The sequence below is a fragment of the Ruegeria sp. HKCCD4315 genome (assembly GCF_013112245.1).
Lineage (GTDB): Bacteria > Pseudomonadota > Alphaproteobacteria > Rhodobacterales > Rhodobacteraceae > Ruegeria.
The window spans coordinates 2,415,871-2,430,570 of record NZ_WVRN01000001.1 but is presented as its reverse complement, the minus strand read 5'-3'; the positions used below and the strand labels follow the sequence as shown (position 1 = coordinate 2,430,570).

Sequence of the window (14,700 nt, the reverse complement as noted above, 5' to 3'; positions counted from 1 at the left end):
GCCCATACCGCATCCCGCGCGCTTGCGAAAGGCAGGTTTCTGATGCAGTCAAGGGCATGATGTTCAAATCTTATATGGATCAGGCTCTGGCCGAGGCACGCGCGGCAGCGGATCGCGGCGAGGTGCCAGTAGGGGCCGTTATCGTCGGACCGGACGGTTCCGTTGTTGCAGCGGCAGGAAACCGGACGCGCGAATTGAACGACCCAACCGCGCATGCCGAAATTCTTACCCTACGGGAGGCATGCGCGCGTGCAGGGTCCGAGCGGTTGCCGGACCATGATCTCTACGTCACGCTGGAACCCTGTGCGATGTGTGCAGCGGCCATGGCAGCCGCGCGCATACGGCGAATTTACTACGGCGCGGCCGATCCCAAGTCAGGGGGCGTGGCGCATGGCGCGCGCGTGTTCTCACACCCGCAGGCGCATCACGTACCCGAGATTTACGATGGGATCGCCGGTGACGAAGCAGCAGAGCTTTTGAAAGACTTCTTTGCTTCGCGCCGCAAAGACGTGCCGGGCTGAAGCCCGGCCTACAGTTTGATGGGCTGCATCACTACGGGCTCTATCACGTTGACCTCTGGCAGCCCGTCGATCAGCGTCTGCGCCGATTGTTCCAGGATCGGGAAGGTCTTGTAATGGCACGGAATAACCGTTTTGAAGTTGAAGTAGCGTTTGGCCGCGTAGGCTGTGGCCTTCATGTCCATCGTGAAATGCCCGCCAGCTGATAATATGCCGATGTCGGGTTTGTAATAATCTCCCATCCAATCCATATCGGCCATGATGTCCGTGTCGCCCGAGACATAAAGCATGTGCCCCTCGGCCGCGATCATGAAACCAACCTCACTGCCGCCGGTACGCAGCCCGTCTGGCGTCGAAAAAGTCGAGCTGTGAGACGCCGGAACCATCGTGACCTTTACCCCGTTCAGATCGACGGTGCCGCCTTTGTTGAAGCCGATGGTCTCGATGCTTTCGGCTTCGTTCCAGTATCCCATCAGATCGTACTGACCGACGACGGGGATTTTCAGGTGTTTGGCCAGAGGCAGTACATCAGCCACATGGTCAAAATGGGTGTGCGTCAAAAGGATATGGGTGGCCCCATCCAACACCGCGTCGTGCTGATCTTCCGCTAGAACGGGATTGCCGGTTAGCCAGGGGTCAATCAATAGAACCTGTCCCCGGGTTTCGATGCGGAAACTACCATGCCCCAGCCAAATAATGTTCATTCCAAATTTCCTCCAAAATGGTGTCTTGGCAGCAGCCTAGCATCGGCTATGTAAATTTCCATGGATTGGATTCGAGAAATTGATGGCTATTGTGAACGGCTGTCTCCGGACTATTGGGCAGAGCCAATAAACGCGATTACAAACGCAGCTTTTCTGATTTCTGCTTGGATCATGTGGAGGCGGGTTCGCAATCAGGACATGCCGCTCGCCATGGTTCTTGTTGCGCTTCTGGCGATGATCGGAATCGGCAGCTATCTGTTTCACACGCATGCTCAAGTCTGGGCGGCCCTGGCAGATGTGGCTCCGATCCTTCTGTTCATCCTGGTTTACATTTTTGCCGTGAACAAAAACATCTGGCGGATGTCTTCGGGATTGGCTTTCGGGGGGACGTTGCTTTTCTTTCCCTACGCGGCAGCAACCGTTCCGCTGTTTCAGCTTATTCCCGGGTTGGGGGGATCGGCAGGCTATGCGCCGATTCCTCTGCTCATCCTGATCTATGCGACACTGCTGCGGGGCCGAGACCCGGTCCTTGCCAAAGGAATGTCTGTTGGAGCGTTGATACTGATCCTTTCAATCACCTTCCGTGCGCTGGACTTGCCGGTTTGCGGGCAGTGGCCATTGGGCACGCATTTCATGTGGCACATCCTGAATGCCATCATGCTGGGTTGGATGATCGAAGTGTATCGCGCGGCCCTAATACGGGGCCGCTTTGCAACAGGTCTTGAAGCCTGAAAGGCGACGGGACGGTCCCTATCGATCGTCCTCTAAGTAAGAAAAGAGCGTTCCAGACTGCGTCAGTTCCGACTCAATCCTGAAAAGCTGCGGCCAGTTTTTCCGGCAAGTCGAATTCATTCAAAACCCGCGCGCGGCCCTCGGGTGACATCTTGCGGGCCGTCTTTTCAACGATGCTTTGGATTTTCTCAGCCGAGTGTTTCGCGGCAAAGGGCTGGAAATACCATTTCAGGAACACAAAGCAGATCACATCTTCCAGTGCCTGTACCTCTTCTTCGCGCTTGATGCCCTGTTTGCGCAACATCCGCCCTGCGGCCTCGACCTGGTCTGATTCATAACCTTCACGGATCATCAAGCCCATGACCACTTCGGCGTGATGTACGGCCTGCGCCTTGCGCCAGGCCAGATAACCCGCCCGGCCTTGGGGATATTCACTACGGGCCAGTTTCCAGCGCTCTACATGCTGACCACGGGCTGCAATCTGAAGGGCGTCAGAAGCGTTCGGGAACAAACGGTCCAACTCGGCGGACATGCGTTCGCCGTAAAGCAGCGCTTCGGGTCGGCCCTCGTCGAGGTTGGGGTCATGTGCATTGGCTGCATCGATTGCGTCCAGAACCGCTTGCTTTTGCGCGCTCATATTTTGCTCCACTGGCTTGCCTACGCCACGAAAGTTTCGCAGCCGTCTTGGATATTGTCTCTCATGCTAACGGCTTGCAGTGGGATGCGCATCCTGGAAAATGCAAAAAGGCCGGGTCAGAGAGGGGATGTCCGACCCGGCCAGGACCTGCGCTTTATTTGGCAGGTTTAACCTGATCCTGCGTGACCGGTTCCGCGACAGGGGACGGGAAGGTCAACGTGCGTGTCAGGTTGCTTGTGTCGATACCCAAAGCCATGGCCGGCGCGGCCAAAAACGTGGCGGACAAGACTGCGGCTGTGATCAGGGATTTCATTTTGTTTCTCCGGTTTGCGTTGGGTCGCTGTTTATAAAATGAACAGTACAGTTCAGTTTTCAAGGTCGATAATGAACTAATCAGTTTACTTTTTCGTATACCCCTCATTCAGATTTGAATGGCAGGCAAAGGCACGGAGCTCGAAACTCGGGCTCGCCCGTGGCGCAGTGGTCTTGCGACTGCCGCAACAGACGGGTAAACGCCCCATAACGTATATGAGGGAAGCCGATGTCGATTGACCAAAGCACCGCCGCCAAAGTGGCCAAACTGGCCCGGATCAAGGTCGAGGATGACGCGCTGCCGGCGCTGGCATCCGAATTCAACACCATCCTGGGTTTCATCGAGCAACTGAACGAAGTGGATGTCGAAGGGGTTGAGCCGATGGTTTCGGTCACGCCAATGCGCCTTAAGCGTCGTCAGGACGAAGTGACCGACGGTAACCAGCAGGACAAGGTTCTGGCCAATGCCCCCGACGCGCGCGAAGGGTTCTTCGCAGTCCCCAAAGTGGTGGAGTAAGACATGAGCGATCTGAACAAACTGGGCCTTGCCGAGGCCCGCGACGCGCTGCGCAAAGGTGACGTGACCTCGGTTGAGCTGACCGAATCCTGCCTGAAGGCCATTGATGAGGCTGACGCGCTGAACGCTTTTGTCCACAAGACGCCCGAAATCGCGCTGGAGCGTGCCAAAGCAGCGGACGAGCGGATCAAGGGTGGCGACGCGCCGTCGATGTGCGGCCTGCCGATTGGCATCAAAGATCTGTTCTGCACTAAGGGCGTACCGTCGCAAGCTGCATCGGGCATTCTTGAAGGCTTCAAGCCTGAATACGAATCTACTGTCTCGCAGCAATTGGCCGATGCGGGTGCGGTGATGCTGGGCAAGCTGAACATGGACGAATTCGCCATGGGCTCGTCCAACGAAACCTCTGTCTACGGCAATGCGGTCAGCCCGTGGCGACGCGGCAATGATGATGCACAACTGACACCCGGTGGATCGTCGGGCGGGTCAGCCTCTGCCGTGGCGGCCGATCTGTGCCTCGCCGCGACCGGCACTGACACGGGCGGTTCGATCCGCCAGCCTGCCGCGTTTGTGGGCATCACGGGTATCAAACCCACCTATGGCCGTTGCTCGCGCTGGGGCATCGTTGCGTTTGCATCCTCGCTGGATCAGGCTGGGCCGATGACCAAAGACGTGCGCGACGCCGCCATCATGCTCGAAGCCATGTGCGGACATGATCCCAAGGATTCCACCAGCGCCGAGTTGGCCGTACCGAATTTCGAGGCGATGCTGACCGGCGACATCAAGGGTAAGAAAATCGGTATCCCCAAGGAATACCGCATGGACGGTATGCCAGGCGAGATTGAAAAGCTTTGGGCCGAAGGGGCTGAGATGCTGAAAGCTGCTGGGGCCGAGATCGTCGATATCTCGCTGCCGCACACCAAATACGCGCTGCCAGCCTATTATGTGATTGCCCCGGCCGAGGCGTCCTCGAACCTAGCCCGTTATGACGGTGTTCGCTACGGTCACCGCGCGCAGCTCGCACAGGGCGACGGCATCACCGAGATGTACGAAAAGACACGCGCCGAAGGTTTCGGTCACGAGGTGCAGCGCCGCGTGATGGTCGGTACCTATGTGTTGTCGGCAGGTTTCTACGATGCTTACTACAACCGCGCGCGCCGCGTCCGTACCCTGATCAAGAAAGACTTCGAGGATGTCTTCGCCGCAGACGTTGACGCGATCTTGACCCCGGCGACCCCTTCGGCAGCCTTTGGTCTGGGCGAAATGACCGAAGCGGATCCCGTTCAAATGTATTTGAACGACGTCTTCACAGTGACCGTTAACCTGGCTGGTTTGCCCGGTATTTCGGTGCCCGCAGGGCTCGACAAACAAGGTCTTCCGCTAGGTCTGCAGCTGATCGGACGCCCGTGGGAAGAAGGCGATCTGCTCAACACCGCCTATGCGCTGGAAAACGCGGCTGGTTTTGTGGCCAAGCCCGGGAAATGGTGGTAAGCCTCAGGCAACTGAAGCACGAGATACGGAGCCAAGTGATGCGCGTTTTGCTTTTGGTCCCTGCCCTGACGCTGGTTGCGGCCTGTACCGATGTCGCGCCTCTGACCAGCACCGGGTTCAATACGCCCGAGTATCAGGCACAGCGCGAGGCGCAGTTGGCCGGGCAAGGCGCAGCAGGCAACCCGCTGCTGGCTCCTGTCGATGTGTCCGAGCAGCCGCTGGGCGCGCCCGGTGCGGCAGGCTTCGCAACCGGTGAAAACGCTGATATTGCCAATCAGGCCGCTGCAGCCTTGGCCAGCACGTCGGGGCAGGGCTCTGGCGTTGTGCCTGCAGCACCGGCATCAAACAACAGCGCAATTTCCGACGAGCAGGACTTTGCTGCGGTGTCCGAACGGCGCAGCATCGAATCCGATGCCGCGCGGATCGAGCAGAACCGCCAAACTTACGAAGTTGTGGCCCCAACCGCCGTGCCAGAGCGCAACGCAAGCGGTCAGCCCAACATTGTGCAATACGCCCTTAGCACCTCGAACCCGGTCGGCACACAACTCTACAGCCGCGCAGGTTTTAACCTGCAAGCCAAGGCTCAGAGGAACTGCGCGCAATTCCCATCCCCCGATCAGGCTCAGATAGAATTCCTGTCAAATGGCGGACCACAGCGCGATCGCAAGGGGCTGGATCCGGACGGAGACGGCTATGCTTGCGGCTGGGACCCAAGCCCGTTCCGAAGTGCCGTCAACAATTGAACTCTCACCCATTTGGCATCCGTCGCCTAATTTCGGCGAACGCCGAGACGGTCTAACGCCGTCTTTGATCGTGATCCACTACACAGCCATGGACAGCGCCCAGGCAGCTCTGGAGCGTCTCTGTGACCCGAAGGCCGAGGTTTCAGCCCATTACCTGATCGGCAATGACGGAACGCTTTGGCAGATGGTGCGCGAAGAAGACCGCGCATGGCACGCTGGGGCAGGGGAGTGGGATGGCAAGGACGACATAAATTCTCGGTCGATCGGGATCGAATTGGATAACACAGGATTGCATCCTTTTTCCGAACCACAAATGACGACGCTCGAAACTTTGCTACCTCGGATCATGAACACCTGGTCCATCTCGGCGTCGGGTGTGATCGGCCATTCCGACATGGCTCCGGGTCGCAAATCAGACCCCGGTCCACATTTTGATTGGCAACGGCTAGAGCGGCAAGCTCTGGCAAAACCGCGCGGTTCAGACGTCCCGTCAGCGCCACCAAGTCTGATGGCATTCCGCGCCGCCGCGCGACGGGCAGGTTTCACTGCCCCGGTGGAAGATACTCAACTGCTGGCTGCCGTTCGGCTGCGGTTTCGCCCTTGGGCAAAAGGCCCTCTTGAAACTGCGGATTTGAATGCGCTAACGCAGCCCAACACAATAACCTGATCCGCTCTTCATCTGGCTAAAAATACCTCGGGGTTGAATTGGCCGCAGGCCAAGAAGGGGCTGGCCCCTTTCCCCGCTTTCCACTCTTGACGTCGCAGGGCGCAAAGCCTACCCATCCCCCGCGCGGAGGGCCGGATGGCCGCTGGGGTCGCAAGGCCCGAGAGGAAAGTCCGGACTCCACAAGACAACGGTGCCGGGTAACTCCCGGGCGGGGTAACCCGACGGAAAGCGCCACAGAAATCAGACCGCCACACATGTGGTAAGGGTGAAACGGTGGGGTAAGAGCCCACCGCGCCGCTGGCAACAGGGGCGGCACGGCAAGCCCCACCGGGAGCAATGCCAAATAGGGTCCCCGCGCGGGATGGTCGGCGTCTGCCGATACCACCGCTAAGCGCGTCTTGGCTGAGAGGGACCGGGTTGGCAGCTTGAGCCGTGCAGCAATGCACGGCCTAGAGGAATGGTCATCGAAGGGGGGTAACCCCGGAACAAGATCCGGCTTACAGGCCCTCCGCGCGTATTGAATTACCCTCCGGGCGGCGTGTAAGCCCCGGTCAGCCGGGCGGCTTTTTCGGTGACCGCGACGAATTCATCCGCGGTCCAGGCGCGGACTGTCTCGATATTCGTCACTGCACCCGACGCGGCAACGGCCATGCCCACTGCGACGGCGTCGGTCCCGTCGGGGGCTTCGCTGATCACAACAACATCGTTGCCACCCGTGGTCATGTAAAAAGACAGCAACCTGCCGCCGACTTTCTCGAGCAAGGTTTTGACCGGGCCTGTGCGGTTCTCGGGCTTCTGCAACATGCCTTTGACGCCAGCTTGCGAGTAAGATGCATAAGTAATGAAAATGGGCATTGAAACCTCCGAGTTTTGACAATCAATTGGGGCCATTGCATCGGCTGGCCCCTTGGGCCGATTGGTGTCAGCCGCCGGTAAGAAACGGGGCCGCGATTAACCAAACTCCTGCACCGATCAGTGCCAAACCCGAGACCGGAACCAGCCAACGGGCGGTGGGGAGCAGTTTTTCAAGCGCCACATAGGCGGCAATGCCGACGATCCAGTACAGGTTCATGATGCCGCCGACGAACAGCAGCAGCATCAAAGCCCAGCAGCACCCCAAGCAATAGGTGCCATGCAGGCCGCCGGTTCTGAACGCCCCCAAAAGACCGGGGTGGTTGTGGTCCGCCAGAAATCGGGCGGGGCTTTGGCAATGACGCAGGCACGCGGTCTTCAGCTCCGAAAATTGATAGGCGCCCGCAGCCAGCAAAACGATTCCTGCAAAGGCGCCGGAACTTATTGCCATCATCGGACCGTCAGACAGTCCGATATGCTCTAACCCCCATTGCAAGGCGGTTGCGGCAAGACTGAAGGCCGCCCACGCCACCAGATAGCCCGACAGAAAGCACAAGCTGAATGTCGCGGCACGCGCTTTGTCTGGCCCTACGCGCTTGAGCGCGGTGAACAAAAGCACAGCAGGCGCAGCGCTTGGGGTCATCATGGCAATCATCATGACCCACCACATAAGAAAGATCAGCAGGGCGTAACCGATGCTCCAGGCTGTGGCAGAACCCATGGTCATGGGCTCGCCAATCGGGCCCGCCATCCGCGTCATTTCAACTGCGGACATATTCATGCCAACCCCGGCCACCGTGTACCACGCGGCAGCAAGAACGATCAGCAGAACGCTGCCCAAAACGATCACAGTGTCCTGTCGCAACAGCCGTTCAACGGCTCCGGCGTGGTGCGAGGAGTGTTGCCTTGTCATGAGGCACCCAAGTTTAAGCGCCCAATACGCCGTGACCCGAGATGTTCAGATGCGCCAGATGGGCGTGCGTGGCATCAAAGGTCAGGCTTATCTTGCTGCCGGTGGTTTTTGCCGAACCCGACGCAGCTTCGGCCTGGCGGTATTCGAACCCGTTTGGCAGTTGGATCGCCGCCCGATGTGGCGCGCCTGAGACGATATGGGGAATTGGGCTGACTTCAACGTCGAAAACACCCGTTACCTTTGCATACCCGCTGCGATCTTCGCGGCTCCAGTCCAACTCAATCGGAACGAACAGTGTTTCGTGCTTGGTCGGGGCCATCGCGCTGAAGACGTACCAGAATGTGGCCATTTCGTCGGTGTCTTCTCCGGTCATGATTGCCTGCAAGGCGGCCCGCTGATCGGCCGAGGCGCTTTCATCGATGATCAGTTGCATCTGACCGTTGCCTTCATGAATAGGTCCCGGCCAATGGTAAACACCTGCCGCCCGAAGACCCCCCAGATCAGTGTCGCCATAGTGGCCGCTTTGAATGTCGAAGACGACGACCGCCTCGCAATTGCCATGAGACGGCAAAACGCTGAACTGGCAAGGGCAGCCAAAGTTGCAATTGCAATTGGCCAATTCTTCGGCCTGAATAACCCATTCTGTCATGATAACCCCCCAAGAAAAGTCGTTTAAAACAACTCTGCTCAACGCGGGGCGATCCCGCACATGCTGCCTCGGAAATCGAGCCTGGATTTGGCTTCTTGGATGCTCGAACGTATCACAAATCCGTGATATGTACAAACATGACTCCGATTAAGCTGCGAGATACAAGCTTTACTACGAGGTCTAATCGCGCGTGAGTTGAATGCGGTATTCGATTTTACGTTCGGCTGTTAGGTTTGAGGCACAGATTTTAATCCGGGAGGTTGATTATGAGTTTTATGAAAACGCTGGCGTCTGTGGCCATCGGGTTTGCTGCGGCAAAGGGCATGGACAAGTATCAGAAAATGGGTGGAATGGCGGGTCTGCAGGATATGATGCAGGGCTCGGGTGGTGGATTTGGTATGGACCAGCTGGGCAAAATGGCCGAGCAATTTGGCTTGCCCGGAGGTGCAGCAGGACTTCAGGACATGATGGGCAAAATGGGACTCGGCGGCAGCGCTGCTGGAGCTGCTGGTTTAGGAGGCTTGTTGAACGCAATGCAAGGGGCCGCGAAAACGGCCAACCAACAGACCGGTGACATGATGGAAACTGTGTTCAGTGGCACCCCGGCTGGCGCAGCGATGGAAGCACAAGCCAAACTGATGCTGCGCGCCATGATTCAGGCGGCCAAGGCGGATGGCGAGTTGGATGATCACGAAAAAGAAATCATCCTGGGTGAATTGGGCGACGACATCAGCGACGAGGAACGGGCGTTTGTACAAGAACAGTTGAATGCACCGATTGATGTCATGGGATTGGCGGCTGATTCTGGCGCGCCGCTGAGAGCACAAATCTACGCCACATCTCTTGCCGCCATTCGTCTGGATAACGCGCGCGAAGCGTCTTACCTGCGGCAATTGTCCACTGCGCTGGGCCTCTCAGACGCGGAAAGAGACCAGATTCACACGTATATGGGGGCCCCGACCCTGACGGATTGATCTCGGGAGGGATTCCTACTGCAGGATAGGCCGATTGGCCTTGACATAGTTGGTGCAGCGCGTAAAAGCGCACGCTCATAGGAATTCAACCGAAAGGCCCCTGCCTTTTCGGACGCAGGAGATAACCATGGCGAAGCCGACGACAATCAAGATCCGCCTGAACTCGACCGCGGGCACGGGCCACTTCTACGTGACCAAGAAAAACGCGCGTACCATGACCGAGAAAATGACCATCCGTAAATACGATCCGGTCGTTCGTAAGCATGTTGAGTACAAGGAAGGCAAGATTAAGTAATCTGCCGTTCCACGTGGACATTTTTGTAAAAGGGGCTCTGTTTGGCAGAGCCCCTTTTTTCTGTTCAGTTCCGCGGCCCTGTGGTGATAAGTCTGGGGCAATCTGATGCGCCTCCGTTGCAGCGGCGCATCAGCGGTCGGGGCAATCGCATCGGCTGCGGCTTGCTTTTTACGGCACCCTGCCAGTACGCTTCAGCAAACCGCCACAAAATGTTGAGCGCCATGAAAAAAATCTTGTTGTCCACATTCGCCGTCCTGACCCTCTCGGCCTGTGAAGATCCGTTTAACCGTGAAGGTGTCGGATTCACCGGAATCGATGGAGAGCCGCGCACTATCTCTGATGTACCGGGTGCTGTTGCCTTTCTTCCAGAGGCCACAAACGTGCCGGCAGAACTGGCAGAGCTTCCGACCGTGACTTTGCTGGTCGATGAGACCGATCCGTCCAAAGTTGCATCAGTGGCAATCGACAATGGTGGTCAGACGCCGAATACAGCTGTTCAGCTCGAGGGCAGCGACACCGACCTGTTCCTCAGCACTGTCAGCGTCAACGGAACGTTGTTCGGTGTATTGCGGACTTCAACCAACAGCGTGAAAGTCGACAACTCAATTGGGATCGGCTTTGCAGAAGAGACCGAGCGATTCACCGGATGCCTGCCCGCGGGCAACGTGTTTCGCAAAGGCACGTCCGAGCGGAGTTCCGGATTTGCAGTTCCTCTGAATTGTAGCTGAGCGGTTTGAACCAAGAATAGGGCCTCACCTGATTGGTGGGGCTTTTTTGATTCTGGGGATCGGGAAAAATGACGGGTAAAAAGAAAAGGGCCGGTCAATGACCGGCCCTTTCGACGAGAAAAGAAACTGTTATTCGCGGCTACCCAGCAGTTGCAGCAGGAACATGAACATGTTGATGAAGTCCAGATACAGGTTCAGCGCGCCCATGATTGCGGCTTTGCCCAACCACTCCTGATCGCCTGCGTGAGCCATCTGAAGGTAGGTGGTCTTGATTTTCTGAGTGTCATAAGCGGTCAAACCTGCAAAGATCAGAACGCCCAGGATGGATACGGCAAACATAACGGCAGGCGATTGCAGGAAAAGGTTGATGACCATTGCAACAACCAGACCAATCACGCCCATCATCAGGAAGGTCCCCATGCCCGAGAGGTCTTTCTTGGTGACATAGCCGTAAAGCGACAGCCCGGCGAAGGCGATTGAGGTTACCAGGAAGACCTGAGCAATCGAAATGCCGGTGAAGGCAACAAATATCCAGCTGAGCGACAGGCCCATGACCGCCGCAAAGACGTAGAAGAACAGTTGGGCACCCGCTGCCGACAACCGGTTGATTGCAGCACCAAAGCCAAACACCATGGCCAGCGGAGCAAACATGATGATCCAACCCAGGATGTTCGGGCTCAGCGTGACCGGATCACGGAATACCGAAAGCAATTGAGGGTTTGAACCAACGGCCCAGGCCACGGCGAACGTGATCAACATGCCCACGGACATTGTGCCGTAGACTTTGTTCATATGGGCGCGCAGGCCCTCATCAATCTCGGCGGCGCGCGCGCCGGATGCCGTCCGGATCGTGTCGAATTGTGCCATCAAAGGGTCTCCCTTATCGAAAAGTTTAGTCGCCCCGGCAGTGCGGGGCGGTTTCCCCGTAAATATCGGCAACTAGAGGCTGTGTTTCAAGAGATTCCGGGCGAAAACCGACTAAAACACGCAACAAATTCGGCGACAGGTGATGCAAAGCCACCCATCGCCGTTAAAAAGTGAGTTTTGAACTTATCTTTTCCAGAAATCAGGCGCATCCCAGAAGAGCCGACGCGCCTCGGCAGAGGCTTCAGCGCGGGTCACTCCGATGTCCTCAAGCGCGGCATCATCCAGTTGTGCCAGTTCACGACGCTGCCGGTTCAGTTCCAATGCCCGAAAAAACCGCGACATCAGGGACAGTTTGGCTGGGCTGCAAGTCGTATGAAGTGCAATTTGGGTCATGATCTTTGTCCTTTCCAGGTTTTTCGATGCTTTCTGTATTCGGCATCAATTTCCTTGATTGATATGGAGGCATATGACATATTTTAAAAACGAATATTTTTGATGACACACATAAGGAGTCGTGAAGATGCGAAATCTGGACATTACGACCCTGCGATCCTTCGTGGCGGTTGCGGATCAGGGCGGTGTCACACGCGCCGCTGGTTTTTTGCACCTCACGCAATCCGCAGTGTCCATGCAGTTAAAGCGGTTGGAAGAGCTGCTGGGTTTGGAATTGCTGGATCGCAGCGGTCGCACTATCGCTTTGACGGCGTCAGGCGAGCAGTTGCTGGCTTATGCCCGCCGGATGATTTCCCTGAATGATGAAGTCATCAGCCGTCTGACGGATCAGGCATTCGAGGGCGAAGTGGTTCTGGGTGTGCCCCATGACATCGTCTATCCGGCGATCCCGCGGGTTTTGCAGCGGTTCAACGTGGATTTTCCGCGTGTGCGTGTGCAATTGGTGTCGTCGTATTCGCTCCAGCTGAAAGACATGTACAAGCGTGGTGAATGCGACTTGATCCTGACAACCGAGCCATCCACGGCAGAGGGCTCAGAAACCATAGCAGAGCTTCCTTTGCGCTGGATTGGTGCGCCGGGCGGGTCTGCGTGGCGCAAACAGCCGCTGCCACTGGCGCTTGGGCGTCGATGTCTGTTCCGACCGCAGGTGATCTCGGCACTGGATGCCGCTGGAATCCCGTGGGAGCTGTCGGTTGAAACTGAAAATGACCGGACCATCGAAGCCACGGTCAGTGCCGATCTTGCGGTGCACGCGATGTTGGACGGAACCGAAGCCTCGCACCTTGAACAAATCGAGTCTGGTGGCGCATTGCCTGACTTGCCGGCCCACAAGATCAACCTCTATGGCGGCGAATCGGGCCGTGGCGCGGTCGTCGAGGCGTTGGCGCAGTTGGTGCGTCAGAACTTTCGGATGCTGGGTGGCACACCGCTGCGTGCGGTGGTGGGGTAAATGCGATCAGGGCGTGATCACGATCTTGCCCGTCGACTTCCGCTGTTTCAGCAGTTGCATTCCCTGGGCGACATCATCAAGCGGCAGAGTGTGGCTGATATGTGGTTTGATCCGCCCTTCTGTATGCCACTGGAAAAGGGTCTCGAAGCTGTTGCGCACAGCTTCGGGGCGAAACTTCAGGTATCCGCCGATATAGAAACCGATAACGGTCAGGTTCTTAACCAATAAGTGGTTTGCCGGAATCTGTGGAACCTCGCCCCCGGCAAAACCAATCGGAAGCAAACGGCCCTCGGGGTTGGTGGCGCGAAAGGCGGCTTTGAACACGTCGCCACCGATGGCGTCATAAACCACGTCAGCACCGCCCAACGCTTTGACGCGCTCCCTCAGGTCTTCTGAGGTGTCGATCAGGTGATCAGCCCCTGCGGCCTGGGCGACGGCAAGCTTTTCCGTACCGCGCGCCTGCGCGATCACCCGGGCACCCATAAGTTTGCCAATCTCGACAGCCGTCAAACCAACGCCGCCCGCCGCACCGGTGACCAACAGCGTCTCGCCCGGTTGCAATCTGGCCCTGTAATCCAGCGCCATGTGACTGGTGCCATAGGCGATCTGTATCGCTGCGGCATCTTCGAAACGCATGGCATCTGGCAACAGGATGGCTCGATTCGCGTCAAAAACGCCGAATTCTGCAAGCCCGTCCTTTCCAGAATAGACTGCGATCCGGTCCCCCGGCATCAAACTTGACACGTCCGGCCCGACCTCATCCACGACACCCGCTATTTCCATACCCAGCGTAAACGGGGCAGGGGGCGTGTCCTGATACGTGCCCTTTTGCATCAGAAGATCGGCAAAGTTCAGGCCACAAGCCTTGATCGCCACACGCACCTGACCCGGGCCCGGAACCGGGACATCAAGATTGCACAACTGCGCCGCTGCTCCGTCAAATTGAACGCAATAGGCCCGCATCACTTTCCTCGCATTTTGGGTCATAGGCGCGCGTGAGTTGGCGAAAGTCAATTAATTTAGCATGACGGCGGGCACCGGAAAGCAAAAGGTCCTTTGTCAACATTGCGATCCGGAGCGTTGGGTAATTCATTATACAACCACAACCCTTCTTAAGGGGGTGTGACTCAACCGTCTTGAAAAAAATTCAAAAACCGGCATTATAAACGCTTAGTGCTGTGTAGGGGGCGGTACAGTCCGTAATAGGGGGTAATTAAGGGGAACCCTCTATGCATGCGATAGCGGACGTCGCGACCTCCCACGCAGATGTTTGTGTAGTATAGGAGAATACCAATGACTCATCACGTCGATGTCCATGTGGGCAAGCGCGTTCGGCATCGCCGCTGGCTGATTGGCATGACCCAACAGCAGTTGGCGCAACAAGTTGGTATCAAGTTTCAGCAGATCCAAAAATATGAGACCGGAGCCAACCGAATCAGCGCATCCCGCCTTTGGGACATCGCCGAGGCATTGGAAGTGCCGGTCAGCTTTTTCTTCGAAGGACTGGAAGAAGCCCAAAAAAGCGACGCGGAAAAGAAATCCGTTCCTGCCGATCTTATGGGCGACAAGGAAGCGCTGGATCTGGTGCGTTCTTACTATGCGATTCCGGAAAACCAGCGCCGCCGTCTGTTCGAACTGGCGCGGGTTCTCAGCGACGTCGCCTGAGTGACTTGACTTTGTTGGGCGTTGCTCGCACCTG

20 protein-coding genes and 1 other RNA gene are annotated in these 14,700 nt (G+C 57.2%); 12 read left to right on the top strand and 9 right to left on the bottom strand.

The features are described 5' to 3' along the window. Positions 1-56: 56 nt before the first annotated feature. Positions 57-521 carry a nucleoside deaminase gene (locus tag GS646_RS12110; protein WP_171185136.1) on the top strand — a complete coding sequence of 155 codons (465 nt, stop codon included), beginning with the start codon at positions 57-59 and terminating at the stop codon, positions 519-521. Between the two features lie 8 nt (positions 522-529). On the opposite strand, the gene GS646_RS12105 is transcribed toward GS646_RS12110, so the two are convergent. After that, on the bottom strand, positions 530-1,222 hold the full coding sequence (locus GS646_RS12105; RefSeq protein WP_171185134.1) for a metal-dependent hydrolase: 693 nt from the start codon (positions 1,220-1,222) through the stop codon (positions 530-532). 60 nt (positions 1,223-1,282) lie between these two features. Between GS646_RS12105 and GS646_RS12100 the strand changes: the two genes are divergently transcribed. Then, a complete protein-coding gene (locus GS646_RS12100) occupies positions 1,283-1,954 on the top strand; it encodes a ceramidase domain-containing protein (RefSeq protein ID WP_171185132.1) in 672 nt (223 codons plus the stop codon). Positions 1,955-2,027: 73 nt separating this feature from the next. Here GS646_RS12100 and GS646_RS12095 read toward each other — a convergent pair whose 3' ends face one another. Then, a complete protein-coding gene (locus GS646_RS12095) occupies positions 2,028-2,591 on the bottom strand; it encodes a DUF4202 domain-containing protein (protein ID WP_171185130.1) in 564 nt (187 codons plus the stop codon). 154 nt (positions 2,592-2,745) lie between these two features. After that, entirely contained in the window at positions 2,746-2,904 is a 159-nt protein-coding gene (locus GS646_RS12090; RefSeq protein ID WP_171092527.1) for a hypothetical protein, read from the bottom strand. 228 nt (positions 2,905-3,132) lie between these two features. Here GS646_RS12090 and gatC point away from each other — a divergent pair, with 228 nt between their 5' ends. The 5 genes from gatC to rnpB all read left to right on the top strand — a co-directional run bounded on the left by gatC (position 3,133) and on the right by rnpB (position 6,837). Beyond that, positions 3,133-3,420, top strand: coding sequence for an Asp-tRNA(Asn)/Glu-tRNA(Gln) amidotransferase subunit GatC (gene gatC, locus GS646_RS12085; RefSeq protein ID WP_171092525.1), 288 nt, complete (start codon positions 3,133-3,135; stop codon positions 3,418-3,420). 3 nt (positions 3,421-3,423) lie between these two features. Beyond that, entirely contained in the window at positions 3,424-4,911 is a 1,488-nt protein-coding gene (gene gatA / locus GS646_RS12080) for an Asp-tRNA(Asn)/Glu-tRNA(Gln) amidotransferase subunit GatA (RefSeq protein ID WP_171185128.1), read from the top strand. A gap of 38 nt (positions 4,912-4,949) precedes the next feature. Beyond that, the gene (locus GS646_RS12075; protein ID WP_171185126.1) at positions 4,950-5,654 is read left to right on the top strand and encodes a hypothetical protein; all 705 of its coding nucleotides are present in this window, start codon (positions 4,950-4,952) and stop codon (positions 5,652-5,654) included. Continuing rightward, positions 5,605-6,321 (top strand): N-acetylmuramoyl-L-alanine amidase, encoded by a 717-nt coding sequence (locus GS646_RS12070; protein WP_171185124.1) that lies wholly within the window; start codon positions 5,605-5,607, stop codon positions 6,319-6,321. Before GS646_RS12075 ends, GS646_RS12070 begins: the two co-directional genes overlap by 50 nt. Before the next feature lie 123 nt (positions 6,322-6,444). Further along, positions 6,445-6,837: RNase P RNA component class A (gene rnpB, locus GS646_RS12065), an RNA gene on the top strand. A gap of 6 nt (positions 6,838-6,843) precedes the next feature. On the opposite strand, the gene GS646_RS12060 is transcribed toward rnpB, so the two are convergent. From GS646_RS12060 to GS646_RS12050, 3 genes are all read right to left on the bottom strand, one after another. Beyond that, the gene (locus tag GS646_RS12060; protein ID WP_171092518.1) at positions 6,844-7,176 is read right to left on the bottom strand and encodes a GYD domain-containing protein; all 333 of its coding nucleotides are present in this window, start codon (positions 7,174-7,176) and stop codon (positions 6,844-6,846) included. A gap of 67 nt (positions 7,177-7,243) precedes the next feature. Beyond that, positions 7,244-8,086 (bottom strand): DUF2182 domain-containing protein, encoded by an 843-nt coding sequence (locus tag GS646_RS12055; RefSeq protein ID WP_171646612.1) that lies wholly within the window; start codon positions 8,084-8,086, stop codon positions 7,244-7,246. 13 nt (positions 8,087-8,099) lie between these two features. Next, positions 8,100-8,735, bottom strand: a complete 636-nt coding sequence (locus tag GS646_RS12050) for a DUF1326 domain-containing protein (protein ID WP_171092514.1) — start codon at positions 8,733-8,735, stop codon at positions 8,100-8,102. A 266-nt stretch (positions 8,736-9,001) separates the two neighbouring features. Here GS646_RS12050 and GS646_RS12045 point away from each other — a divergent pair, with 266 nt between their 5' ends. The 3 genes from GS646_RS12045 to GS646_RS12035 all read left to right on the top strand — a co-directional run bounded on the left by GS646_RS12045 (position 9,002) and on the right by GS646_RS12035 (position 10,732). Continuing rightward, positions 9,002-9,709 (top strand): DUF533 domain-containing protein, encoded by a 708-nt coding sequence (locus GS646_RS12045; RefSeq protein ID WP_171185120.1) that lies wholly within the window; start codon positions 9,002-9,004, stop codon positions 9,707-9,709. Between the two features lie 127 nt (positions 9,710-9,836). Next, positions 9,837-10,004, top strand: a complete 168-nt coding sequence (gene rpmG / locus GS646_RS12040) for a 50S ribosomal protein L33 (RefSeq protein WP_037309480.1) — start codon at positions 9,837-9,839, stop codon at positions 10,002-10,004. Positions 10,005-10,225: 221 nt separating this feature from the next. Further along, a complete protein-coding gene (locus GS646_RS12035) occupies positions 10,226-10,732 on the top strand; it encodes a hypothetical protein (RefSeq protein ID WP_171185118.1) in 507 nt (168 codons plus the stop codon). A 129-nt stretch (positions 10,733-10,861) separates the two neighbouring features. On the opposite strand, the gene GS646_RS12030 is transcribed toward GS646_RS12035, so the two are convergent. Both GS646_RS12030 and GS646_RS12025 read right to left on the bottom strand, forming a co-directional pair. Then, the gene (locus GS646_RS12030; RefSeq protein WP_171092507.1) at positions 10,862-11,599 is read right to left on the bottom strand and encodes a Bax inhibitor-1/YccA family protein; all 738 of its coding nucleotides are present in this window, start codon (positions 11,597-11,599) and stop codon (positions 10,862-10,864) included. A 183-nt stretch (positions 11,600-11,782) separates the two neighbouring features. Next, positions 11,783-11,992 carry a DUF1127 domain-containing protein gene (locus tag GS646_RS12025; RefSeq protein ID WP_171092506.1) on the bottom strand — a complete coding sequence of 70 codons (210 nt, stop codon included), beginning with the start codon at positions 11,990-11,992 and terminating at the stop codon, positions 11,783-11,785. Between the two features lie 127 nt (positions 11,993-12,119). Between GS646_RS12025 and GS646_RS12020 the strand changes: the two genes are divergently transcribed. Beyond that, on the top strand, positions 12,120-13,001 hold the full coding sequence (locus tag GS646_RS12020) for a LysR family transcriptional regulator (protein ID WP_171185116.1): 882 nt from the start codon (positions 12,120-12,122) through the stop codon (positions 12,999-13,001). Between the two features lie 6 nt (positions 13,002-13,007). Here the strand turns inward: GS646_RS12020 and GS646_RS12015 are convergent, their stop codons facing one another. Further along, entirely contained in the window at positions 13,008-13,964 is a 957-nt protein-coding gene (locus GS646_RS12015; RefSeq protein ID WP_171647041.1) for an NADPH:quinone oxidoreductase family protein, read from the bottom strand. Positions 13,965-14,294: 330 nt separating this feature from the next. Between GS646_RS12015 and GS646_RS12010 the strand changes: the two genes are divergently transcribed. Beyond that, entirely contained in the window at positions 14,295-14,666 is a 372-nt protein-coding gene (locus GS646_RS12010) for a helix-turn-helix domain-containing protein (protein ID WP_171092502.1), read from the top strand. Positions 14,667-14,700: the final 34 nt, after the last annotated feature.